General features: G+C 64.1%; 26 protein-coding genes, 1 tRNA gene and 1 pseudogene. 11 read left to right on the plus strand and 17 right to left on the minus strand.

All coding sequences use genetic code 11. The features are described from left to right. Window positions 1–283 precede the first annotated feature (283 nt). The 10 genes from PARN5_RS0101755 to PARN5_RS0101800 all read right to left on the minus strand — a co-directional run bounded on the left by PARN5_RS0101755 (window position 284) and on the right by PARN5_RS0101800 (window position 9,357). Window positions 284–616, minus strand: a complete 333-nt coding sequence (locus tag PARN5_RS0101755) for a phage head closure protein (RefSeq protein WP_232419277.1) — start codon at window positions 614–616, stop codon at window positions 284–286. Continuing rightward, on the minus strand, window positions 613–1,530 hold the full coding sequence (locus PARN5_RS21405) for a phage portal protein (protein ID WP_017998083.1): 918 nt from the start codon (window positions 1,528–1,530) through the stop codon (window positions 613–615). The genes PARN5_RS0101755 and PARN5_RS21405 overlap by 4 nt, the downstream gene beginning before the upstream one ends. A 177-nt stretch (window positions 1,531–1,707) precedes the next feature. Next, entirely contained in the window at window positions 1,708–2,277 is a 570-nt protein-coding gene (locus PARN5_RS0101765; RefSeq protein ID WP_017998084.1) for an HK97 family phage prohead protease, read from the minus strand. Then, entirely contained in the window at window positions 2,277–3,512 is a 1,236-nt protein-coding gene (locus PARN5_RS0101770; protein ID WP_017998085.1) for a phage major capsid protein, read from the minus strand. Before PARN5_RS0101770 ends, PARN5_RS0101765 begins: the two co-directional genes overlap by 1 nt. Window positions 3,513–3,520: 8 nt before the next feature. Next, entirely contained in the window at window positions 3,521–3,859 is a 339-nt protein-coding gene (locus tag PARN5_RS0101775) for an HNH endonuclease (RefSeq protein ID WP_017998086.1), read from the minus strand. Beyond that, window positions 3,850–5,487, minus strand: coding sequence for a terminase large subunit (locus PARN5_RS0101780; protein WP_017998087.1), 1,638 nt, complete (start codon window positions 5,485–5,487; stop codon window positions 3,850–3,852). Before PARN5_RS0101780 ends, PARN5_RS0101775 begins: the two co-directional genes overlap by 10 nt. After that, window positions 5,484–6,047, minus strand: coding sequence for a hypothetical protein (locus PARN5_RS0101785; RefSeq protein ID WP_017998088.1), 564 nt, complete (start codon window positions 6,045–6,047; stop codon window positions 5,484–5,486). The genes PARN5_RS0101780 and PARN5_RS0101785 overlap by 4 nt, the downstream gene beginning before the upstream one ends. A gap of 65 nt (window positions 6,048–6,112) precedes the next feature. Further along, window positions 6,113–7,471, minus strand: coding sequence for a helicase RepA family protein (locus PARN5_RS21410; RefSeq protein ID WP_017998089.1), 1,359 nt, complete (start codon window positions 7,469–7,471; stop codon window positions 6,113–6,115). Then, a complete protein-coding gene (locus PARN5_RS0101795) occupies window positions 7,468–7,842 on the minus strand; it encodes a hypothetical protein (RefSeq protein WP_017998090.1) in 375 nt (124 codons plus the stop codon). The genes PARN5_RS21410 and PARN5_RS0101795 overlap by 4 nt, the downstream gene beginning before the upstream one ends. Window positions 7,843–8,142: 300 nt before the next feature. Continuing rightward, window positions 8,143–9,357, minus strand: coding sequence for a multidrug effflux MFS transporter (locus PARN5_RS0101800; protein ID WP_017998091.1), 1,215 nt, complete (start codon window positions 9,355–9,357; stop codon window positions 8,143–8,145). 99 nt (window positions 9,358–9,456) lie between these two features. Here PARN5_RS0101800 and PARN5_RS0101805 point away from each other — a divergent pair, with 99 nt between their 5' ends. From PARN5_RS0101805 to PARN5_RS24705, 7 genes are all read left to right on the plus strand, one after another. After that, window positions 9,457–9,879 (plus strand): DUF1489 domain-containing protein, encoded by a 423-nt coding sequence (locus PARN5_RS0101805; RefSeq protein WP_017998092.1) that lies wholly within the window; start codon window positions 9,457–9,459, stop codon window positions 9,877–9,879. Between the two features lie 142 nt (window positions 9,880–10,021). Next, a complete protein-coding gene (locus PARN5_RS0101810; RefSeq protein ID WP_017998093.1) occupies window positions 10,022–10,222 on the plus strand; it encodes a CsbD family protein in 201 nt (66 codons plus the stop codon). A 192-nt stretch (window positions 10,223–10,414) separates the two neighbouring features. Beyond that, entirely contained in the window at window positions 10,415–12,826 is a 2,412-nt protein-coding gene (gene lon / locus PARN5_RS0101815) for an endopeptidase La (RefSeq protein ID WP_017998094.1), read from the plus strand. A 63-nt stretch (window positions 12,827–12,889) separates the two neighbouring features. Further along, entirely contained in the window at window positions 12,890–13,174 is a 285-nt protein-coding gene (locus PARN5_RS0101820; protein ID WP_017998095.1) for an HU family DNA-binding protein, read from the plus strand. 74 nt (window positions 13,175–13,248) lie between these two features. Next, window positions 13,249–13,323: transfer RNA gene (locus PARN5_RS0101825), tRNA-Val, on the plus strand. A 285-nt stretch (window positions 13,324–13,608) separates the two neighbouring features. Then, a complete protein-coding gene (locus tag PARN5_RS23950; RefSeq protein WP_017998096.1) occupies window positions 13,609–13,872 on the plus strand; it encodes a hypothetical protein in 264 nt (87 codons plus the stop codon). 150 nt (window positions 13,873–14,022) lie between these two features. After that, complete coding sequence (locus tag PARN5_RS24705) at window positions 14,023–14,214, plus strand: hypothetical protein (RefSeq protein ID WP_017998097.1); 192 nt, start codon at window positions 14,023–14,025, stop codon at window positions 14,212–14,214. A 15-nt stretch (window positions 14,215–14,229) separates the two neighbouring features. On the opposite strand, the pseudogene PARN5_RS24710 reads toward PARN5_RS24705, so the two are convergent. Then, window positions 14,230–14,372, minus strand: a pseudogene (locus tag PARN5_RS24710) (ADP-ribosylglycohydrolase family protein); the annotation flags it as partial. Window positions 14,373–14,421: 49 nt separating this feature from the next. Beyond that, window positions 14,422–14,763, minus strand: coding sequence for a helix-turn-helix transcriptional regulator (locus PARN5_RS21415; RefSeq protein WP_017998098.1), 342 nt, complete (start codon window positions 14,761–14,763; stop codon window positions 14,422–14,424). A 99-nt stretch (window positions 14,764–14,862) separates the two neighbouring features. On the opposite strand from PARN5_RS21415, the gene PARN5_RS0101845 reads away from it, so the two are divergent. The 4 genes from PARN5_RS0101845 to PARN5_RS0101860 all read left to right on the plus strand — a co-directional run bounded on the left by PARN5_RS0101845 (window position 14,863) and on the right by PARN5_RS0101860 (window position 16,024). Further along, window positions 14,863–15,150, plus strand: a complete 288-nt coding sequence (locus PARN5_RS0101845; RefSeq protein ID WP_017998099.1) for a hypothetical protein — start codon at window positions 14,863–14,865, stop codon at window positions 15,148–15,150. Further along, entirely contained in the window at window positions 15,147–15,383 is a 237-nt protein-coding gene (locus PARN5_RS0101850) for a hypothetical protein (RefSeq protein ID WP_017998100.1), read from the plus strand. Before PARN5_RS0101845 ends, PARN5_RS0101850 begins: the two co-directional genes overlap by 4 nt. After that, window positions 15,380–15,544 (plus strand): hypothetical protein, encoded by a 165-nt coding sequence (locus PARN5_RS23960; protein WP_017998101.1) that lies wholly within the window; start codon window positions 15,380–15,382, stop codon window positions 15,542–15,544. Before PARN5_RS0101850 ends, PARN5_RS23960 begins: the two co-directional genes overlap by 4 nt. A gap of 120 nt (window positions 15,545–15,664) precedes the next feature. Next, entirely contained in the window at window positions 15,665–16,024 is a 360-nt protein-coding gene (locus PARN5_RS0101860) for a hypothetical protein (RefSeq protein WP_026155102.1), read from the plus strand. Window positions 16,025–16,279: 255 nt separating this feature from the next. Here the strand turns inward: PARN5_RS0101860 and PARN5_RS23965 are convergent, their stop codons facing one another. The 5 genes from PARN5_RS23965 to PARN5_RS23975 form a co-directional block, all read right to left on the minus strand. Next, complete coding sequence (locus tag PARN5_RS23965; protein WP_157403893.1) at window positions 16,280–16,579, minus strand: hypothetical protein; 300 nt, start codon at window positions 16,577–16,579, stop codon at window positions 16,280–16,282. A 267-nt stretch (window positions 16,580–16,846) separates the two neighbouring features. After that, on the minus strand, window positions 16,847–18,112 hold the full coding sequence (locus tag PARN5_RS0101870; RefSeq protein ID WP_017998104.1) for a site-specific integrase: 1,266 nt from the start codon (window positions 18,110–18,112) through the stop codon (window positions 16,847–16,849). Window positions 18,113–18,663: 551 nt separating this feature from the next. Further along, on the minus strand, window positions 18,664–20,901 hold the full coding sequence (locus PARN5_RS0101875) for a bifunctional DNA primase/polymerase (protein WP_017998105.1): 2,238 nt from the start codon (window positions 20,899–20,901) through the stop codon (window positions 18,664–18,666). Further along, on the minus strand, window positions 20,898–21,104 hold the full coding sequence (locus PARN5_RS0101880; protein ID WP_017998106.1) for a hypothetical protein: 207 nt from the start codon (window positions 21,102–21,104) through the stop codon (window positions 20,898–20,900). Before PARN5_RS0101880 ends, PARN5_RS0101875 begins: the two co-directional genes overlap by 4 nt. A 107-nt stretch (window positions 21,105–21,211) precedes the next feature. Further along, entirely contained in the window at window positions 21,212–21,859 is a 648-nt protein-coding gene (locus PARN5_RS23975) for a hypothetical protein (protein WP_157403894.1), read from the minus strand. Window positions 21,860–21,971 lie beyond the last annotated feature (112 nt).

The following is a 21,971-nucleotide window of genomic DNA, read 5'->3' on the forward strand; positions in this document are numbered from 1 at the left end:
AACGGACCCGGTTTCTGTTCCTCCACGCGCGCGGGCGAATGAGACGGGCCGGGCGCGCAGATCCCCTGCACCATCCCGGCCCTGGCCCCAGACGCGGGGCTGGCACATGCACGTGCCGCGTTGGCAAGCCCCGGATCTCAACCCGTGCCTGCCTGCGCCGCGCCCTGGTGAAAGGAGAAAGGGCCGCGCCTGACGGGGTTTTGGCCTATGCTAGAGCCGGGCACTCACCGTCTAATCCCAGATGCTTGGCGGGGACCAAATACCCGCGGGGCGCATCCCGGCCCTATCCCTCGACCAGCATTTCCAGCAGCCGCCGCGCCTGATCTGGCCGCGGATCTTCCTTGATGTCGTAGAGCTTGCCGCCGACTGACACGCGCCATTCGCTGGTGACGCGCCGCGCCTGGTTGCAGGTGCGAACCGTGACGATCACCGGGTTCCTGGACGCCAGCCTCGCCTGCATGACTTCCTCGCCGCCCCGCAGGTGCCTGATGTGAACCGGGCAGGTGAAACGCAAGATCCAGTCCTGGATAACCTGCCCGTCCGGGTCGGTATCCTCGAACGGCTCGTAGAAGCTGCCGAACAGGGTCAGGTCTGCCGCCGTGATCTTGTCCATCATTCCGCCCAGTCGATGAAGGCCAGCGCGTCCTTGACGGTCGCGGGGTCCAACCCGGCCTCTTTCGCCGTCGCCATGGCTTGCAGCATCGTGGCCAGCGCCCGCGCCTTGCCGCCATGATCGAACGCCTGCATCGGTCGCACCACGTCGATCGCCACAGCAGTGCCCAGCTTCTCGCTGGCTTCCTCGGCCATGAGATTTGCAACGGGTTGCAACACCAGCTGCGCCAGGTGCCGCTGCGCCTCGCGCACAAGTGGGCCGGTCGTGCTTTCGTTCATCAGGCCGGGAAGGATGCCGAACACGCCGTAGATCTCGCCCTTGGCCTCGGTCAGAAGCTTGTCGGCCAGCGTCTTGTCGAGTTGCGGGGAAAGCTGATCCGGGGACTTGCCGATGTTCGGGTTCATGCCCGCCGCCGTCGCCTGCGCCACGCCCTCGATGACCAGCGCCGCGCCCCGGTTGCCCCGGAAGCTGCGCCGCATCGCGTCCATGTCCTCGGTGCTGCCCTCGGGCACGGGGATGATCTGCGAACCGATGGGCGCATCGCGGAACACGTCGCGCAGGGCGGTGGTGATTTCGTCCAGGAGCGATGCCGACAGCTTCGCCCTTGCCAAGGGAGCAGTCCCGGCCCACGGGGTCACGGCATCGCAGCCGATCCGGAAGTGCAGCACCTCGCCCGCCAGCACGGTTTCGGAGCGGCCACCGCCCACTTCGGGCAGGCCGACGCGATAGGCGCGAGGCTGGCCGTAGCGGGTGGACAGATCCCAATCGGTGCAGGGCACCAGCCGGTCGCCGCGAACCAGGAACAGACATTCACCCCGCAGCGCCAGGGAGCGCGCGCAGATCGCCATGGAGCGGCGATCCAGCAGGTCGGTGCCGGTCACGTCAGCCAGCGACAGGCCGCTTTCCCAGAGGCTCACAGAGGCTCACAGAGGCTTGCACGGCCCCTGTCAGCTCGGCCAGCCCGGAGCCGCCCGCAATCCACGCCTCGCGCGCCGCCATCAACGCCGCGGTGTAGCCGGGTTGAACAGCGCGAGTTTCATGAGAGCGCGAAATTGCGTTCTCATCTTTCCGCCTGAAAAATGACAGCATCCCCATCAGACCCTCCACCGATTGAGGGGGTGAACAGCACCCCGATAGGGTTGCCGGTCCTGATGGGTTTCCCAGGAGCGGGCTTCCACCTGCGCCGAGGGATAGGCGGGCCGGGTGACTGCCGACAGCTCGAACAGCTCGGCCCGGTGGATGACGCGGATCAGGCCCTCGCCGTCGCGTTTGACCATCTCGGCCCCGTCGCCCTGCGCCACGCGGAACCCCGGCGACAACCCACGGATCAACCCGGACGCATGAGCCGCCAGAAAGTCCTGCGCCCATGACGTGCTGCCCTCTATCCGCGCCTCGAACACCAGCGCGTCGTCGGTGTCGGTCAGATCCAGACTGCCCGCCGAGCGGCTGGCAAGCGGCTTCTCGAAGTCATGCCCGGCCAGCAGGTGAATATCCTCGCCCGCCTCGATCCGAGCTGCGAAGGCTCGCGCCGCAAACACCTCGCGCTTGCGGGTCGGGGTCGTAGCCAGAACCGTTGCCGCCCCATAGGGGAAGCGGCCCCGCAAGCGGGTCGCCCCGCCCTCGGTGCGCAGTTCAAGCGAACCGTTGAAGCCGCCCCAGAGCATCAGGGTTCCCCGATGCCGGTCAGGATGCGGGTTTGCAGGCCGCGCGGGACGGTGAAATCGGCCGTGACCAGCGCGGTCAGGACCAGTTGGCCCGAGGCCGCTTTGGTGTAGGGGTCGCGGATCAGATCCACGCCGCCGTAGATGCCAAGATAGCCCGGTGCGATGCCCTGCACGGTCGCGGTCATGATTGCGGTTTCATCGGGGATGATGTTGCTGATCGCCGGGGTTCCGACATGCTTGGTCAGCCGGTCCCATTCCGAAACAGCCGTGCCGGTGATCAGCGCATCGTCCAGTTCGGCCCAGATCGCCGGGTCGAAGCCCAGATTCACTTGGCTGGCCGAGGTGATGGCATTGGCTTCCATGAACGCCACGATCTGCGCCCGGAAAGTGGCCCAGGTCGCAGTCGCGCCAACCGGGGTCGAGGTGATGCCATAGGTCGCAGCGCCGGGGATGATGCCCAGAGGCTGGCCCGCCGCGCCCGTGCCATTGATCACCACGCGGTCAAGCTCGGCTGCGATGGCTGCGTTGAGGTCGCGCCGGATGGCCGATTCCAGCCCCTCGCCCGCCTGTTTCAGCGCCTTGCGGCTGATGATCATCTGCGCGCCGCCCGTGTGATCGGGGTTCAGGCTGCGTTCGGCAGTCTCATATTCCGAGGCCGCGCCCACGTTGCCCAGCTCGGTCGTCTGCCAACCGAACACCGCGCCCGCCGTCGCCACCGGGAAAGCCAGCTCGCCCGAGGTGATATTGATGCGCTGAATACCCAGACGCTCGGCCACCGAGTTCGGGAAGATCCGGTCGATGACCGGGCGGATGGTCTTGGGGTTCGGAACGTCCGCTGCGACGGTTTCGCCCGCGCGGGTTTCCAGCGCCGCGAACGGAACCGGGATGCCCTGATAACCGCCCGCATTGCGCAGCTCGGCCACCACCTCGGCAGTCGCGCCGGAAAGCGCCTTGCCCTCATCAATCGCCAGCGCCACCTGGCGCAGCTCGAACCGGCCCAGCAGGGCCTGCCAATCGCGGTCGGAGCGGGTTTCGAGATCCGCCCCGGCCTCGCGCCGTTCGGTGTCCTCGGCAATCAGCGCCGCGCGGTAGCGGGTTTCGTTGCCGCGATATTCCTGGTCCATGGTTTCCATGGAGCGGGTTTCGTCCTCGGTCGGGTTTTCTTTGCCGACCAGGCCAGCCAGTGCCTGCCGGATTTCCGACTGGCGACGGGCGATCTTCACAGAGTCCAGCATGTGATACCTCATGTTGCCGGGTTGGGGTTCGTCGCCAGATCGGCAACGGCTTTCGCCCAGGCGGATCGCTCGGGCGTGATGATCGGCGCGGGGTGGCCGCACTCGATCCGGGTCTTTTTCGTGTGGCAGGAACTGCACCGGGTGGCGCAATTCCCCGGCTCAAAGGCCAGCTCGGGATTGCTGCGAACCGGCTTTACATGGTCGATTTCCAGCCGGCCGCGCCTAGTGCCGCAATCGACACAGGCCCAGCCGTCGCGTTCCAGCACGATCTGCAGCAGCACCTGCCAGCGTCTGGTTTTCAGGACGGGCCGAGAGAAGCGCCGCCATTCGTCGCGCCTCACGCCCATTGCAGCCTCGCCTTGCGGATCGGTGCCGCCTTCATGCGCTGCCCCTGCGCCACCGCCAGCACGGTTGCCGCCGCCGCGTCGATGCGCCCGAGGCTGCGCCCCTTCGCCAGCTTGGCGTTCATGGCCGGGTCCAGCAGGACGATGGCGTCAGAGAAGGCAGAGCGCAGCAGCAGGGACGCCGTGCATTTCACCTCGCCGTCGAACAGCGCGCGCCGGAAACGCTCAATGTCCTCGGAGCCGTCTTTCCATCCGAATCCTCGCCAGATGAACGGGACGCGGGCCAGCCCGGCCTTTTCCATCGCCTCGATGAACTCAGCATGACGGAAGCGGTCGCCGCAGATGCAAGCCGGGGTGATGCCGTCCAGCTTCTTGACGATCTCGGCCAGCCACGGGCCGGGCGGAACCGTCGCACCGCCCATGACGGACAACTCGCCGCGTTCCTGCATCTCGGTGTAGCGGTCGGAGACGCCATCAGCGGCCCCACGGTCGGCCAGAGACGGGGAAGCCGGGAACGTGCCCAGAGCCTCAAGCCTGCCCGTGGCGGGCCAGTAGAACGATGCAGCCGACATGGAGCGAGAGCCGCCCAGATCCACGCCGAGGATGCACGGCCCTTCGCGCGGGGGAAGCTGATCGGGGTTCACCTCGGCCGACAGCCATTCGTCCACCGTCACCAGCACCGAACGATCCTCGGTCGAAACCCGCTCGTTCCGGTTCAGGTTGCGGAAGCTGGACAGCGCCGAGCCGCCCCGCGCAATCGCCCGCTTGGCCTGCGCCACCAGCCATTCAGGGGTCGAGCCGATGCCCTCGGGCGCGCCGGGGTTGGCTTGTAGCAGGCTTTCCAGGTCGTCAGCAGGTAGGCCAAAGGCGGGCCGGTGTTCCTGGACATAGGTTCCGGGCGGGGGTTCATCCAGCCAGCGGGAAAAGGTGTTCGCGTCGTCGGGGGCCGAGGTCGAGATAATCAGCGCCCGGCCATCGCGCTTGCCGAGGCCCGAGAGAATGGCGTTCTCGAGGTTGTCGCCCTTCTCGCGTTCCCATGCCGCCCGCTCGTCCATGAGCGCCAGCGTCGGAGCGCCGCCGAGGATCGACTTGCCGTCAGCCGCGATACAGCGCGCCAGCCCGCCGCCGTTGCCGCTGTATTCGACTTCCAGCTTGGAGCCGCGCCGGATCAGGAACTGTTCTTGCTCGTCCTCGGGCAGTCCCTCGATGAATCCGACCAGGAACTGGAACGCGGTCTTGGCCTGGTCGCGGTTCCGGGCTGCGAAAAGGATCTCGCGCTTGGGTTGATCGTCCCAGATGCCTTTAAGCGCGCCGAGCGCCAGCCCCGCCGATAGCGCGGTCTTGGCGTTGCCCCGGCCGATGGAAAGACAGGCCACCATGACGCCATCCGCCAGCGCGCCGCGAACGAAACGCTTCTGGAACTCGGCCAGCCGCAGCGGTTCACCAGCCTTTTTCCCTTCCGGAATTTTCAGGGTTTCCAAGAACCGGATCGCCAGACCAGCCTTTTCGGGGGCCGGGAAAGAGAGCGGAACACTCCGCCGCCGGTCCACCGCCTCAATCGAAACCTGGGCATTGGGACCAGTCCCCGACCGGCCCTTGCGCCCCTTCGCCTTGATCGCCACCTCGGTCATGCCACGGCCACCCTGCGGTGCCGCGCTGCGATACGGGACGCGGCCAGCGACAGCCCCTGCTTGCCGTCCTCGGCCCCGCGCTGGTCATAGAACGCTGCCGCCTGATCGTTGATCGCGTGTTGCAGATCCTCGGGGATGCTGGCCGCAGCCGCGCCGAAGCCCGCCGGATAGGTCACGACAAGCGCCGTGCCGTCCATGAGCTGCCGGTCGGTCAGGTGCAGGATAGGATAGCGCCCGGCATCCAACCACCAGCCCTGCGGCCATGTGACAAGCGAACCGTCAGCATCGCGGGTCTGCACGGTGATCGGGTGATCGTCCAGCGCCACCACGTCCAGCGGGCCAATGGGCAGAGGAACCACGCATCCCCATTTGGTGAACGTGACGGTGATGATCTGGGTCATCAGCGCCAGCGCGCAATGCGCCTCGATCTCGCGCGCCGCCGTCCGGGCCATCAGCACCAGATCGGGGTCGTCGTCGTCGAACGACACGCGGGCGTGCAGCTTCACATCGTCCAGGATGAACGGATCGTCGGTCGAGAGGGGCGTGCGGGTGATGTGCATGGGCGTTCCGGCATTGCGGTATTTTATTACCATATCACAGTTGCGAATTGTTCTCAAGTTGATGCTCAGGCCCATGCCTCCGGGTCGAAGGCGTCGGGATCAGGTAGTCGAGAAGCTAGCCGCTGTTCTTGGCCGGGGTCTGCGTTCCCTGCGTTCCCGCTCTTATAGAGCGCGGGAACGGTGGGAACGGTGGCTTGACCTGCGTTCCCGGCGTTCTCGGGAACGGTCTGGGAACGGTGGGAACGCTCGTCGCCAGCAACGACACGCCAGGCATAGCCGTCCACAATCCGCACCTGTTCCTTGTCTTGCAGGCGGGTCTTGGCCTTGTGGAACGCGGTTCTCTTGCTCGTCGGGCTATCACCAGCGGAGAGCGAATGGCGGTCGCACATCTCGCGCCAATTCTCGACTGAAACCACCCCGCGATTGGCCGGGAACATATCGCTGAGCATCACCTTGCCGTGCTGGGCGATTGCGTCGGACAAGGCTTGCAGGGCGATCTTGTCGGAGCCGTTCAGCTTCACGCGCTTGGCCGGGGCCTCGGTCGCTTCCACCACAGCCGAAGTCACCTTGTCGCCGTCCTCGTCATGGCCGAGGAAAACGCCCTTGAGCCGATAGGCGAACACGCCGTCGCAGGGCATATCCCGCTGCTTGCGCGCCTCGGCTGTCACCACGTCGTCGGTGCGGGTCAGCTCGATCTCGGTATCGACAGCGGCCCGCAGGCTGCCAGAGCCACGCGCGCCCTTGCTGGCGTCCTTGCCGCTGTGGTGGATCACCATGACATGCGCCCCGGTCGCCTCGCGCAGCAGGTCGATGCTCTTGATGAACATGCCCATGTCCTTGGCGGTGTTCTCGTCGCCCGCCCCCATCGTGCGGGCCAGCGTGTCCACCACGATCAGGCTGGGCATCTGGTCGAAGTCCTCGCGGATCGCGTCGATCAGATAGCTGGCGTCCTCGGACGTGCAGAGGTCGAGCGGTGCCGACAGCAGGCAGAAATCACCGTTTTCCTCGATCCGCTCCATCAACTCGGGCTTGGCCCGGCGCATGGCTTCGATCCGGTTGTTGATGCCGCTGCCGCCCTCGCAGGCGACATAGATCACCGGCCCGGCCCATTTCTCGCCGGTCGGAACGCGGCTGCCGTGCCATTCCTCGCCGGCCGCGACATGCAAAGCCAGGTCCAAGGCAAAGAAGGTCTTGCCGACGTTGCTTTCGCCGTAGATCACGCTGGACGCGCCACGGTCAAGCCAGCCCTTGACCAGATAGCGGGATTTCAGCACCGGCTTGATCTTGTGCAGCGGGCGGATTGCGCCCGACAGATCCAGTGCCCGGCCAGCCAGGTTGGGGTTGAAGCGCGGCCCGGCCGCCTGCATGTGCTTGCGGTCCAAGTTCGCCATCTCCGAGAAATCATTGCGCTGCATCACCGTCATGCCGCAGCCCTCCCGGTGATGTAGGTCAGGAACGACTCTTTGTCGGTGCGCGACAGGCGACGATAGCAGGCGAGCATATAAGCCTTGCGCTCGGGCGTCGTGGCGCTGTCAGCCCACCAGCCCGCCTCCTCCATCACGTCAATGTTGAACGACTTGGGCCAGCAGGGGCGGATCTGGTCGAGGAGGGTTTCAAGGAACAGCACGCGGTCCTCGGGATCGCAGGACAGCACCGCCTCGATGATACGGCTTGCGCCAGCCTGGCGCTTTACGTTAGAATCGAACCATTCCCAAAAGTTTTCGACTTTGACCTCGGTTGCGCCCGCCAGCGCACCGGGGTTGCAGTCGCCTTTGCTCTCGGCTAGGTTAGCCAACGCTGGGCTTTCTCCAATGCTTTCAATGGGCGCATTGGCAGAGGTTAGACAACTGGAAACAGTTGTTATTTCAGCAGAGTTTACGCCCCCTACGGGCTGCCAGTTCCTGCACCGCGACCGCGCAGCCCCCCCGGGACACATCCATAGGTAATACTACGAATAGCAAGCAGCGGCCGGTGGCTGTAGCTTGATCATGCTTTTAGTACGAAGCTCTTGAGACCCGCTTCCGCAGTGCGCATAACCCACCGCTGCGGAATACCAGACAGCCTCGCTCCCTTGGGGAGCGGGGCTTTTTCATGTTCAGCCCTCGCGCACGCGCCGCATCAGCCAGGCGGCCAGGCCCGAGCACGCCAGCGTCGCCAGCAGCATCGGCCGCACCGTGCCGTCGTAGAGCAGCCCGACCGGCGCCGCGATCACCACCGCCCCCAGCGTCGAGACCGCCCCCACGACCGAGGCCGCCATGCCCGCGACATGGCCCATGCGCTGCAAGGCCATGGCGTTGAGATTGCCGAAGGTCACCCCGGCCATGAAGAACACGCTGACCGCCCAGAAGAAGAAGGCCGGAAAGCGCAGCGCCTGCGGCAGAAGGTCGCCAAAGACCAGCACCATCATCACCGCCGAGACCACGACCTGCATCCAATAGGCCATGGTCACGATGCGCCGCATCCCCAGCCGCACCACGTAGCGCGCATTCAGCACCGTGCCGCTGCCCGAGAGCAGCGCCATGCCGGCGAACCACAGCGGGAAATCGTCGCCCTTGCCATAGGTCTGCACGAAAAGCTGCTGCGCCGAGCTCAGCAGCGCGAACATCTGGCCGAAGCCCAGCGTCATCACCAGCGTCACCAGCTGCACCTGCCGGTCGCACAGCACCTCGCGCGCGGCCGAGGCAAGGCTGCGCAGGCTCAGCGCCCGCCGCGCGGCGGGTGGCAGCGTCTCGGGCCGGCGCAGGTGCAGCCAGCCGCCGCCCAGGGCGGCCATGACCACGAAGGAGCCGAAGACGCCGCGCCAGCCGACCAGATGGATGACGATCGCCCCGATCGAGGGCGCCACCGCCGGCACCAGGATGAAGATCATCATCACGAAGCTGGTGATCCGCGCCATCTCGCGGCCCTGATAGAGGTCGCGCACCATGGCCAGCGCCACGATGCGCGGCGCGGCGGCACCCAGGCCCTGCACGAAGCGCGCCACCAGCAGCAGTTCGAGCGAATCGGCAAAGATCGCCGCCACGGCGGCCAGCGCATAGAGCAGGAAGCCGCCCAGGATCACCGGCTTGCGCCCCAGCGCGTCCGACAGCGGCCCGCCGACCAGCAGGCCCAGCCCCAGCCCGCCCACGAAGGCGGTCAGCACCAGCTGCGCCCGGTTGACGTTGTCCGGGGTCAGCTCGGCCGCGATCTCGGGCAGCGCCGGCAGCATCGAGTCGATGGAAAAGGCGATGACGGCAAAGATCAGCGCCAGCATGGCGATGAATTCCGGCAGCGGCTGGCTGCGCGGCGACGGAAATTGGGGATCGGGCATGATGTCTTTCCTGAATGCGCCTTCCGCGCCTAACGTCGCAGGCGCCGCGGTTCAAGGCCGCGCGGTTGCACGCCGCCGCGACTGGGCTATATCTGGCGCATGACCGCATCGCTCAACCTGATGAAGCTCTGTGTCGGCTGCGACGACCCGGCCGAGCTTGCGCAATGGCAGCAGCACCGCTTCCAGGGCGGCCCGGCGCGCCATGTCACCCGCATGTGGCCCAAGCGCGAGGCCGAGCTGCTGGACGGCGGCTCGATCTACTGGGTGTTCAAGGGGGTGATGCAGGCGCGCCAGCGCATCCTGCGCCTCGACGAGGTCAAGGGCGAGGACGGCATCCGCCGCTGTGCCCTGATCCTCGACCCGCAGCTGCTGCGCGTGGCCGCGGTGCCGCGCCGGCCGTTCCAGGGCTGGCGCTATCTCGCCGCCAAGGATGCCCCCCCGGACCTGCCGCCGGGCCGCGAGGACGAGCCCGGCCTGCCGGCGGAGATCGCCCGGGCGCTGGCCGACATGGGCCTGCGCTAGGCGGATCAGCGCATTACGCCGGAATGCGTCCGGTTCCCGGATCGCGAAGGGAAAAACCCGGGAACCTTGGCTTTGGCGGCATGGTTGTCCCTTGGTAACGCCACAGGATCCGGCGCAGGCCGGACCATCGAAGGAGTGCGAGATGAACTGGGATATCGTCGAAGGCAAATGGAACCAGCTCAAGGGCAGCGTCAAGGAGAAATGGGGCGACCTGACCGATGACGAGCTGACCGAAGTCGCCGGCAAGAAGGACAAGCTGGCCGGCAAGCTGCAGGAGAAATACGGCTGGACCAAGGAAGAAGCCGACAACCAGTTGAACGACTTCTTCCGCGACAAGACCTGATCCTTCCCTCCTCCCGGAAGCATGGACCCCCGGCTGACCGCCGGGGGTTTTTCATGTCGTGAAGGATGCGAACGAAATGCGAACCATTCAGCCATTGAACCCGGCCGTCCAGCTTCTTATCTTGTCTGCCAGCAGGGGGCGCAGACTGCCTGTTCCAGGGGTTGCGCCACTTGGCGAGAAAGGACTGATTCCATGAACGAATTCGCCCAAACCACCCATCCGGTCCTGCCCTTGCGGGACATCGTGGTGTTTCCGCACATGGTCGTGCCGCTGTTCGTCGGGCGCGAAAAGTCGGTGCGCGCGCTGGAAGCCGTGATGGAACAGGACCGCCCGATCCTTCTGGCGGCACAGAAGGATGCCGCGGTCGACGAGCCCGCGCCGGAGGGCATCTATCGCACCGGCGTGCTGGCCAATGTGCTGCAACTGCTCAAGCTGCCCGACGGCACCGTCAAGGTGCTGGTCGAGGGCCGCGAGCGCGTGCGCATCACCGATTTCGTGCCGAACGAGAATTACTTCGAGGCCCATTGCGAGAGCCTCGTCGAAGAGCCCGGCGATTCCGACACGCTGACCGCCCTGACCCGAGCCGTAGCGGAAGAGTTTGAACGCTATGTGAAGGTGCGCAAGAACATTCCCGAGGAAGTCGTCTCGGCCGTGGCCGAGGCGCGCGATCCCGCGCGGCTGGCCGATCTGGTCAGCGGCCACCTGGGCATTGCGCTGGACCGCAAGCAGGACCTGCTGGAAACGCTGGTCACCGCCGAGCGGCTGGAAAAGGTCTATGGCCTGATGCAGGGCGAGATGTCCGTGCTGCAGGTCGAGAAGAAGATCAAGTCGCGCGTCAAGACCCAGATGGAGAAGACCCAACGCGAATACTATCTGAATGAGCAGATGAAGGCCATTCAGAAGGAGCTGGGCGACGGCGAGGATGGCGGCAACGAGCTGACCGAGCTGGAAGAGCGCATCAACGCCACCAAGTTCAGCAAGGAGGCCCGCGAAAAGGCCGAGGCCGAGCTGAAGAAGCTGAAGTCGATGTCGCCGATGTCGGCCGAGGCCACGGTCTCGCGCAATTATCTCGACTGGCTGCTGGCCCTGCCCTGGGGCGTGAAGTCGCGCACCCGCAAGGACCTGACCAAGGCCGAGCAGGTGCTCGACGCCGATCACTACGGGCTGGAAAAGGTCAAGGAGCGCATCGTCGAATATCTGGCGGTGCAGAACCGTTCGGCCAAGCTGAAGGGCCCGATCCTGTGCCTCGTCGGCCCTCCGGGCGTCGGCAAGACCTCGCTGGGCCGGTCCGTGGCCAAGGCGACGGGTCGCGAATTCATCCGCATTTCGCTGGGCGGCGTGCGTGACGAATCCGAGATCCGCGGCCACCGCCGGACCTATATCGGCTCGATGCCCGGCAAGATCATCCAGGCGCTGAAAAAGGCCAAGACCACCAATCCGCTGATCCTGCTCGACGAAATCGACAAGATGGGCCAGGATTTCCGCGGCGACCCGGCCTCGGCCATGCTGGAGGTGCTGGATCCCGAACAGAACGCGACCTTCGTGGACCACTATCTTGAGGTGGAATACGACCTGTCCAACGTGATGTTCGTGACCACGGCCAACAGCTACAACATGCCCGGGCCGCTTCTGGACCGGATGGAGATCATCTCTCTGGCCGGCTATACCGAGGACGAAAAGCGCGAGATCGCGCGCCAGCACCTGCTGCCCAAGCAGATCGCGGCGAACGGGTTGCGCAAGGGTGAATTCTCGGTCTCGGATGAGGCGCTGACCCATGTGATCCGCTATTACACCCGCGAGGCGGGCGTGCGGTCGCTGGAGCGGGAGATCGCGAAACTGGCCCGCAAGGCCGTGACCGAGATCCTGAAAGGTCAGGTCAAGTCCGTCGCCGTGACGCCCGAGAAGGCCGAAGAATACCTGGGCGTGCGCCGCCATCGCTATGGCCTGGCCGAAAAGGACGACCAGGTCGGCGTGGTGACGGGCCTGGCCTGGACCCAGGTCGGCGGCGATCTCTTGCAGATCGAGGCGCTGAAACTGCCGGGCAAGGGCCGGATGAAGACGACCGGGAAACTGGGCGAGGTGATGAAGGAGTCGATCGACGCGGCGGCGAGCTATGTGCGCTCGATCGCGCCCCAGATCGGGGTGAAACCACCGAAGTTCGACGCCATCGACATCCACGTCCACGTCCCGGACGGCGCGACGCCCAAGGACGGCCCTTCGGCCGGCCTGGCGATGGTGACCTCCATCGTCTCGGTGCTGACGCAGATCCCGGTGCGCAAGGACATCGCCATGACCGGCGAGGTCTCGCTGCGCGGCAATGCCATGGCCATCGGCGGCTTGAAGGAAAAGCTGCTGGCGGCCCTGCGCGGCGGCATTAAGACCGTGCTGATCCCGGCCGATAACGAGAAGGACCTGGCCGACATCCCGGCCAACGTCAAGGAAGGGCTGAAGATCATCCCGGTCAGCCATGTGCGCGAGGTGCTGAAACACGCCCTGGTGCGCCAGCCCGAGCCGGTGGAATGGGACGAGGCCGCCGAGGAGGCGGCCGCGGCCAACCGGCTCGCCGCCCATGACCAGGAAGGCGGCGCTGCCGTCGCCCACTGACAGCAGGCCGCGCGGCATCCCGCGCGGCCTTTTTCTGGACCGCGACGCCGAAAGGGGTGCTTCATGGCACTGTCAGAGCGAAAACCGCGCGCCGGAGAGAAGGCCGAGCCGGAAACAGCCAAGGTCTTGCAAAAGCGGGAGCTTCTGTCTCTGGTCGGTCATCGCACCGGCTTGCGTCAGAACGAGATCAAGACCATCGTCGAGGCCACCCTGGCCGAGCTTGGCGAGGCCATCGCCGCGGGCATGACCTTGGCGCTTCCGCCGCTGGGCCGCGCCCGGATCAGCCGGCGCGCGGATGGCACGGGCGGCGAGGTCATCACCCTGCGCCTGCGCCGCCGGCCTTCGTGACGGGCTGCCGCGTGGCTTTTTTTCCTGCGAAGCCTCTTGCGGCTGTCGTCGACTGCGGCTATCTAGCCCGCATCGGGCGATTAGCTCAGCGGTAGAGCGCTTCGTTCACATCGAAGATGTCAGCGGTTCAAATCCGTTATCGCCCACCATGTTTCCAAAGGTGCTAAGGCAGGTTTAACAACCGCTTAGCGCCTTTTTCATGCCCCTTCCGACATCTTGTCACCATTTCCGAAGATGTCCGCGGTCACCACGCGGTCACCGGAATTCGGACGACGGTGTCACCGGATGCCTCTACCGATAAGGCCAGAAGCCCGGAGCATTCCCGCCGAGGCGAAACGGCGACCCTCGCTGTCTTGGCAGGCGTCGTCTTGAGTCTATTGCAGACGATGGCAGTGTCGGGCCATTTTCCATCTGAGAACTTTGAAGAGGCGAAAATGGAAGTCCGTGATGAGCACTATGAAGCTGTCGAGACTGCCTATGCCAAATGCGCGAAGGCTGTGCATTGGGCATATGCTCATTGGGCGCTGGACGCTGGAATTGAGTGCGCTTTGAAGGATGCGATGGGGAATGAAGTATCCAAAGCCATGGTCGACCTGCTTGCCGCTGTCGAGGCGCTTCTGAACGATGACGGAAGGTTGCCCGCTCCCAGCTTGGCCTTGCGCGCTGAGGACTATGACCCAGAGGAAGAACTTCCCTGACCGTCCGCTTTACTGCATAACCACTTCTCTGCCGCAAGATCGATTGTGTTTTCCTGACAACATCTTGCCCGGAAAGCTTTTCCGCCCATTTTGTGCGATGCCCCGCCCGCCTGTTACCAATTCTCCATGAGCAACAAGGAGTTGGAAGCAATGGCACAATCCAAGGACAACGCCATCTGGGGCACGGTGACGCTGGCGATGCCGCAACTGGTCGAATGGCAAATCGAAGGCGGCAGTGAAAAGCTCGAAGGGCGCAACCTGAGGGAGTTCGTCGTTGCCCTGGCATCGGCCGGCGAGGGACGCGAGGCCGTGCTGCGGCTGAACCTGCTCGTATCGCTGTGACCATGAACGGCGCTGCTGCCTCGGGGCTGGAACTCGACCGGAGCGCCCAAGGCATCGCCAACGGCAAGGCCGAGCAGCGCCCCTGCGCCTCGGTCATCTACGGAACGTGGGGTGCCGGAACAATCCATATGCTGAACAAGGCCCGAGATAAACCACATTCGGGGAATAAAGCATGGCAACAGGACAAGCACAAATCTGCGTGCCCGGTTACGCTTCCGCCATTGCCCTGAGTTGCCCGATTGCGATCTTTGCGCGGTCGTCGCTGAGGCTGCGCAGGATGGCGGCACCCTCGGCGTCGAGCTTCAGGCGGTTCGGGCTCTTGTCCTCGGCCACCCCGTCATCGGGGAAGAACGCGCGGATCGGCACCTCTAGCGCGGCGGCGATGGCGATCAGCGTGTCGAGGGCCGGCAGCGACTTGGCGCGCTCGATGTTGGAGATGGCCTCGGGGGTGCGGCCGATGGCCTCGGCCAGCTCCGCCTGCCGCAAGCGGCGCTGTTTGCGGAAGACCCGCACCTGCCCGGCGATGAAATGTTTGAGCGTCTCGGTCATGCAGCCGGAGTAGGCTTCATGGATTGACAGAATAAATCGTGCGTGGTTTGAATTTTCAGGGAATACGAAGCATGATTTAAGTTTGTGAGAAGATTAGAGATGAAGATGGTAAAACGCGCGGGATTTCTGAGCTTCATGGCGCTCACTGGCTGCACAGCAGCGCCAGAGCAGGCAACTGGTCCACATCCCTCGATCTGGCCCTGCGCGACGGTTCATGCGGAACTGCAACGGCAGGAGAGGGTCAACCATCAGGCCCGGCAGACGCAAAACAGCGTCACCTGGATCCCGGTCGTCGGGATCGCGGGCTTTGCCATTCAACCAGATCGCACCCGCGAGACCCATCTCAAGACCCGTGCCTATGAGTGCAAGTTGCGGGGTGGGTTGTGATCACCGTCGCGGATCTGCCTGCATGGCTGCCGTCCTGGCAGGTTTTGCTCACCATAGCCCTCGGCTGGCACTTGCTCACTCAAGTGGTGACGGTAATTCTTGGGGCGGTGATGAGCTATTTCGTCGTCACTGATTTGCCGCCACAAGGGCAGATGTACGTCATTGGATCGGCCAGCTTGCTGATCGTCCTGGCGGTCATAATTACGGCTTATCTCGTCGGAGGATCGCCATGAGCGCCGAGCGGTTCCGGCTGATCCTCGCAATCTGCCTGATCGGGGTCTCGGTGGCGGTGATGGGCGCGGTCAACCCGCTGTTGCTGGTGCTGGCGTTGCTCGCCGGCTGCGTCTGGCTGCTATGGCGACTGGCCCGCTGGGCATGGCAGCGGTTTCACTGAGAAGCGGAAACCATACCCGCTGACCTGCCTCCTATCTCGAAGCTGATGAGCGCGGGGCAGGAGAAGTCCCCCCTATCCGGGCGGCGTGGCAACCGAGGACGAGATTGACGGAGTGAGCAGATGACAGGGAAACCGGAAGACATCGGCGAAGACGAGGCCGCTGCGCGGTTGAGGGCGGCATTCGCGGCCGATCGCATGGACTGGCAGCAACAGCTTCGCGGTGACCTGCTCCGGGCGCTGGTGGCGCTCTCCCATCGCAACCACCCGCCCAAGGAGGCCGACATTCTGGCGCAGATCCTGAACGTGTTCTCGGATCTGACGGCCAATGCGGACCTGCGCGAGCTCGTGGCCGACTTCGTCGAGCGCCTGCCCTATGAGATGAACCGGCGACGGCGCCACAACATGAAGGTGTGGGAGCAGCTTCAGCGCAACGAGGCGCGGCTCCGCCGGGACGCAGAGAAACCGCCGCCCGAGAAATGAGGGCCTAGCCGCAGACCTGCACGTTCGTGCCGGGTTCCGGCGGGCGGCAAACGTTATAGGCCGGGCCGGCCGGGTCGCTGCTGCTCGGCGCATCGCAAGCCGCGACGAGTAGCATCAGGGCGAAGGCCAAGGGCGCACCCAGACGGCGTTGAAAGATTTGCATGTTGGAAATCTCCTGAAAGAATGGGGAAGCCGTGTGCGGCGAAAGCGCCCACGGCAGCGATGCCGGACGGATTTGAGGGCTATCCTATCGGGTCAAGGTTCTCTCAGATGCAAGACAATGAACCAAATCCATACACCTAAAGCTGCCAAACCGAATACGGCCGCAAAAAGAAAGAGGTGAGGGGGCCATAAATCGTCCACGAGCCGAAAAAAGCCCATATGCCAACTATACCAGCGTCCCAAGAAAGCTATGCTGAACAGGGTTAACAGCCCAGCCAGCCAGCCCAGAACCTTCAGGCGCAGGGCTCCATGGAAGCAATATGCGATGGATACGGCCAAGAATGCCAGAATCCCGCTCGCGAGTGCCAGAACACCTAAATCGGAATCGATCATGTCACGACCATAGCAAGCACATGAGCGGTGACTACAGGCTTTTGGCTTCCCCTCACCTCACCCGCCACCCGCCGTTCTCGAACGCACCATCCTCGGCGATGGCCCAATCGACATAACCGGCCTCGATGCCGAGAATGCGCTCCAGTACATCGGCATCGACCTCGTACTCATCGCCTCTGTGCCGGTCAGTCAGGCGGTATCGCCGGGGCGACGGGAGCATATCTCCGGCCCCGCCTCTGCCTCGGGCCGTATCCACCGCCGCCGTCCTCACCCTGCCGCCCCCGCGCCCACCGCCGCGCCACCGTAGGCCGCATCGAGCAGGGCCAGCGCCCCTGCCCCGCCGCGCACCGCCTGCGTGTAGTGTCCCAGCGTCACCGCCGGATTGGCATGGCCGGCGAGCTTCGCCACCAGTCCGACCTCGACGCCCTGCGCCTGCAACACCGAGACGAAGCTGTGCCGCGCCGAATGGTGGGTGACATAGCGCACCCCCGCCGCCTTCAGCCCCGGCTGCCAATAGCGGCGCAGGAAATTGCTGTAGAGGATCGCGGCGCCCGCGTTCTTCGGCCGCTGCGGCCAGGCGCGCGGCTGGCCGGGGCCGCAGAACACCCGGTAAAGCGCGCCATCGAGGCGCGGGCAGACCAGTTTCCATTCGAGCAGCATCTTGCGCAGGCTGGCGCAGATCGGGATCTCGCGCTCTCCAGCCTCGGTCTTGGTCGCCAGCGTGATCGAACCGTCACGCTCCTGCACCCGCCGGATCTGGATCACGCCCCGGTCCAGGTCGATATCCTCCCACAGCAGCCCCAGTTGCTCGGAGGCCCGCACCCCGGTCAGGAACGGGAACGCGTAGAAGATACCGCGCTGCGGATCGGTGCGGGCATGGTCGAGCAGTTGCGCCACCTCGGCGGGCTCAAGGATCGACTTCTTGGGCTTCTGCTTCCTGCGGGTCAGGTTGCTCGGCATCTTGGGCACCGGGACGCCGAAGTCCTCCTCGGCCAGCGCGAGGATGGATTTGAACATGCCCCTGACCTCGCCGGCGGTGAACTCGCCCACTTCCTCGCGGATGGTGGCGTGCCAAATGCGGATCTCGGCGGTGGTGAGTTCGCTGATCCGGCGATGCCCGAGCATCTGCAACACCTTGGCGTCGCGCTGCGGCTTGACGCCGGTCTCGGTGAAGGCGGCGCGCTCCTTCGGCGTGCCCTGCAGCAGCGGCCCGGTGATGCAGCGGCACAGGATGCGATAGGTCTTAAGCGTCTGCGGCTTGATGTCAGTGGCCTTCAGGTCGAGCCAATGATTGACCGCCTCGGCCACGGTCGGGTTGGCTCCGGGATTGAAATAGCGCTTGCCCTGCATCTGGGCCTGCAGGGCGGCGCGCTGCGCCTCGGCCTCGATCTTGGTGGCGAAGGACAGCCGTCGCTTCTTGCCGGTCTCGGGGCAGGTCCAGTTCAGCACATGCAGCTTCTGGCGCTGGGTCTTGCCCGAGGCCAGCTTGCGTTTGCGGTTCCAGATGCCAAGGGTGATAGCCGTGTCGGCCATGGGTTTAACTCCTTGCTTTTGCTTTGCAAGAAACGGAAACACGCCCGAGGATGGCGCGCAATTTGCTGAAAACACGCGAAATCCCGGAGCGGTGACATTGCGGTGACCGTGCCATATTGCACGGTTGGCGAAGGCGGGGCCGGCGCCGCCGACGAGGGCAGCGCTGGCGGTCGGAGGGGCCGGGAACAGGCCGGAGGGGCGTTCCAGAGGCCCAGAGAGGCGGGTCGTGGGGCAGCGAGAGGCGCCAGAGAACAGGGACACCCTCGGGCTGGATTCCATCGCCGCCGACGAAGAGATCAGCGGGGACGGCGGGGCGATGCAGCGGGCGGCGGTGACAGCAGGGGCGCAGGGAAACGCGAGTTCGGGTCGGCGAGGATATCCCCCATGCGACCCAAAAGCCGAGGGCGGGTATACGCTTCAGGGACCCGGGGAAGCGCGTCGAGCAGTGCCAAAGCCGTGTTAGAGTGAAGTGTAGACCGTGTAGATCGCGCGCCCGGTCGTGGGGCCGGAGGGGATAGGGTATATATCCCCTCCGGCGACTTTGCCCATTTCTAGTACTCGCCGCGACCGCTCTCGCCATAGACTTCCGCGGCGTGTTTTTTACCAGCTTCATCCAACGAAAGACGGATCAACCGACCTGCATTGGAACGCGGCGGAGAGCTGACCTGGATGCCGATCCGGCCAAGGCTCTGGCGCAGCCGGGAGATCGCCGAGGACAGGCCGCTTGCCGTCTTCGGCAGCGGATGGTGCGAGCGCCAGTCCAGATTATAAAGCGCTTCATGCAGCTGGCTTACCAGACCTTCAAAGACATGGTCTTTGGCCTCATGCAGCAGCTTCAGCAACGAGATCACCACCGAGTTCGTCAGCGCGCTTTCCACCAATGCCTCCTCTTGCGCCTGTTTCATGGCCGCGACGAAGCTGCCTTCCGGAAAGCCCGTGGCCGGTTCCGCCGCCACCGCCCAGTGCATTGCATCGGCCATGCGGAATTCCTGCGGTGCCTCGATCTGGCCTTGCAAGCGCATGGCGCAAGCGAGGCAGTCGTAGATGCAGCCCAGGAAGCGCGGCATCGCTTCCGCCACCTCCTTCTTGATCTGGGCCTCGGTCTTGCGGTTGCTTTCGTCGATGGGCGGCAGGGACATGAGAATCGAACGGTCGATCAGGTCGGGGCGGTCGGTGATGTCGGTGATTCCGTTTGACAGCATCGGTCGTGTCGCCTCGATCAGCACCTGCTCCGTGTCGGAATAGAGCTTGCGCGTCATGAAGCCGCCGCCGGTCAGGATGCGGCAAAGCGCATCCGCCATTGCCTCGGTCACCCGCGAGACGTTGTCGAATGCCAGCAACCGGCTATTCTGCCCGCGAATATAGAGGTCGCGCTCATCCTTGATCAGCGGCTGCCGGGAAACGGTGGACGGGTCAACCGCGCCCTTGATCACGCTGGTGATGGTGCTTTTTCCGGAACCATGTTCGGCCTTGATCATGGTCATCAGGTAAGGCCCCTGACGCGCCAGCGACACGATGATGGACAACACCATGACGAAGAAGGCCTGATCGGGCATGCCGAGAATCCGCTGCATCTCGCGCAGATCGCCCCCGCGCTCCGGCACCGGCAAGGTGCCAAAATCGGGGGCCCGGCGAAACAGGAACGGCGAAGCCTCCGCGATTTCCCAATCCTCGGGGGTGATATGCACGAAATTCTGCTCGTCCGCGCCCCGGTCGATTACCATGAGGTCCTCGTCGCCACCGCAGCGGAGATGGATTTCCCGCTCCGGCCCTTCGAACAGAGCACGGGCTTTCAAGACCCCGATCACCTCCTTCAGACCTTCCGCGCTCAGCGCGTCACGATTCCGATTATAATAATCGAACTGCACCCGCTTGGCGACGAAAGCCGAGGACACATCATAGGCAATTCCCGGTTGCTCGGAGAAGATCACATAAGAGCTTTCCAAATTGTCATGGCACAGTTCCAGGCCGCCGATTTCCAGCGCCTCCAAGGCAACGGCGGAGTTCTTGGGCGGCGAATTGCTCTTCCGGCCCGGTTTGAAGCCCTTCTTGCGCGCCCGTTCGATCATTCCCGGCAATTGGTCCAAGGTATCGCCGCCATAATCCGGCGGCAAAAGCGCCTTGAAGATCGCCATGATCTGCTCACCGGTGGCACCCCCCACGACAAGTTTTGCCGACAGCCGGAGTGCCGCCTCATTGGTGGTCTTGCCCGACCGGATGATGTGGGTTTCCTTGTCTTCCACCCAGGCTTTCAAAATGCGCAGTTGCGTCGCGTCGAAGATCGGCAAGCTGGTCAGGTCGGTTTCGAGCAGGGGTCGGCCGACCCACGCATAGGGCATCTTGGTGTCGGGATGGACGCTGTCCGGGATCACCGTCTGCTTGCCGTCCGCGAGAATGTCGATATTGCCGTGCTGCTCGCCTCCCTTGATGACCGTCGATTTGACCGGCTCATCTTCGGGGGTCCGCGCGAAGATCGTCAGGCCCTTCTTCCCGCGTTTCGCACAGGAGCTGACGCCCAACTGAGCTAGAACCCCGGGCACCAGGGCATCGTCATCAATGTCGATGCCAACCAGGCGGTGGCCGGGACCGGCAGCACCGCCCAGAACGAGGCCGATATTGCCCTGCTGGTGCTCCTTCAGCCACTGGTTGAAGCGCTTATCGCTAGCCGGATTGTGCACAAAGCTCGGGAAGCTGGTGACCGCCGGGGCTTTGCTGTCAGCGCGCAACGGGATCACGGGGAAGCCGGCCTCACGGTAGGCGGGGGCATTTTTGCCAAAGGGGCCAGTCATTGCACGCCCCCTTTGCGGCAGGTCGCGATGAAGGCGAGCGCCTCATCGACGCGCAGGTACTGGCGCGCGCCGAAGGGCTGGTACACCGGCAGCAGGCCGGTATTGACGGCGCGGCGCACGGCATGTTCCTTGAAGCCGTGCACCTTGCAGAAGACCGGCAGCGTCATGAACGCGGCCGGGGAAGTCGGATTGTCGGGGTTCATCAGAAGCTCCTGTTGGTTTTAGGAGCCTCTCAATGATCACACGTTTTCGAAGAACGCGAAGGACTTAATCACCCGATTTGGATCCTCTACCTCCCAATCATACTCGCTCAAGACACCGACGGCGGCATAGTTGGGCGCACCCTCTCAAGATCCACAGCGACCCCCGCGTCTTGAAGAGACGTCAAGGCAAACTTTATCCTGTCGATACCATTCATCCGCTCCGGCGCATAATATCCGTCACCAGCTGTGGCGCGCACCAACCAAAGATCTCGATCTTCCTTGAATTTCCGCTCCAATACTTTCGAAATATTTTCTATATCAAAATATTCCGCGCCTCGAACTTCTGAAGCATAGTCAGTTACAACGCCTCTACAAATTGGTGCCAATTTTGGCTCCCTCCTGCCAAGTTCGAAATATTCCTTATGCCATCTTCTGGCGATCTCCAACAACAGAGCGCCGTCGTCCTTAAGCGCATTACCCCTATCTTTCTCACCTGTAATCAGGGATGACACTTTTCTTACAAGATCTTTCAGCTCTTTACATTTAGCGTCTCTCTGATACCCCGCGATTAACGCGAATAGAATTTGCTCCAATGGCGATCGAAAATCCCAGCCGCGTTCTTCGATAAAATCGTCAGGGTCGAGACTGCCATTTATTCCAGTCCAAACCAAATCTGTATGGTCGAAATTATCCCCGCCAGAAAAACGACGCGACATCTCTTGCAAGATCCCTTCTTCGGACGGTTTCTTGCGCATACATCCCTCCATATTCCGGCTTTTAACTTGGGGTTCGTTACTGACTTCATCAAGAGGGATATACCCCCCAGGCCTATCCCCCGAGAGACCTGGATGCTGTCCCTGAGCGTGG

Origin of the sequence: Paracoccus sp. N5, assembly GCF_000371965.1 — a bacterium.
Taxonomy (GTDB): Bacteria; Pseudomonadota; Alphaproteobacteria; order Rhodobacterales; family Rhodobacteraceae; genus Paracoccus.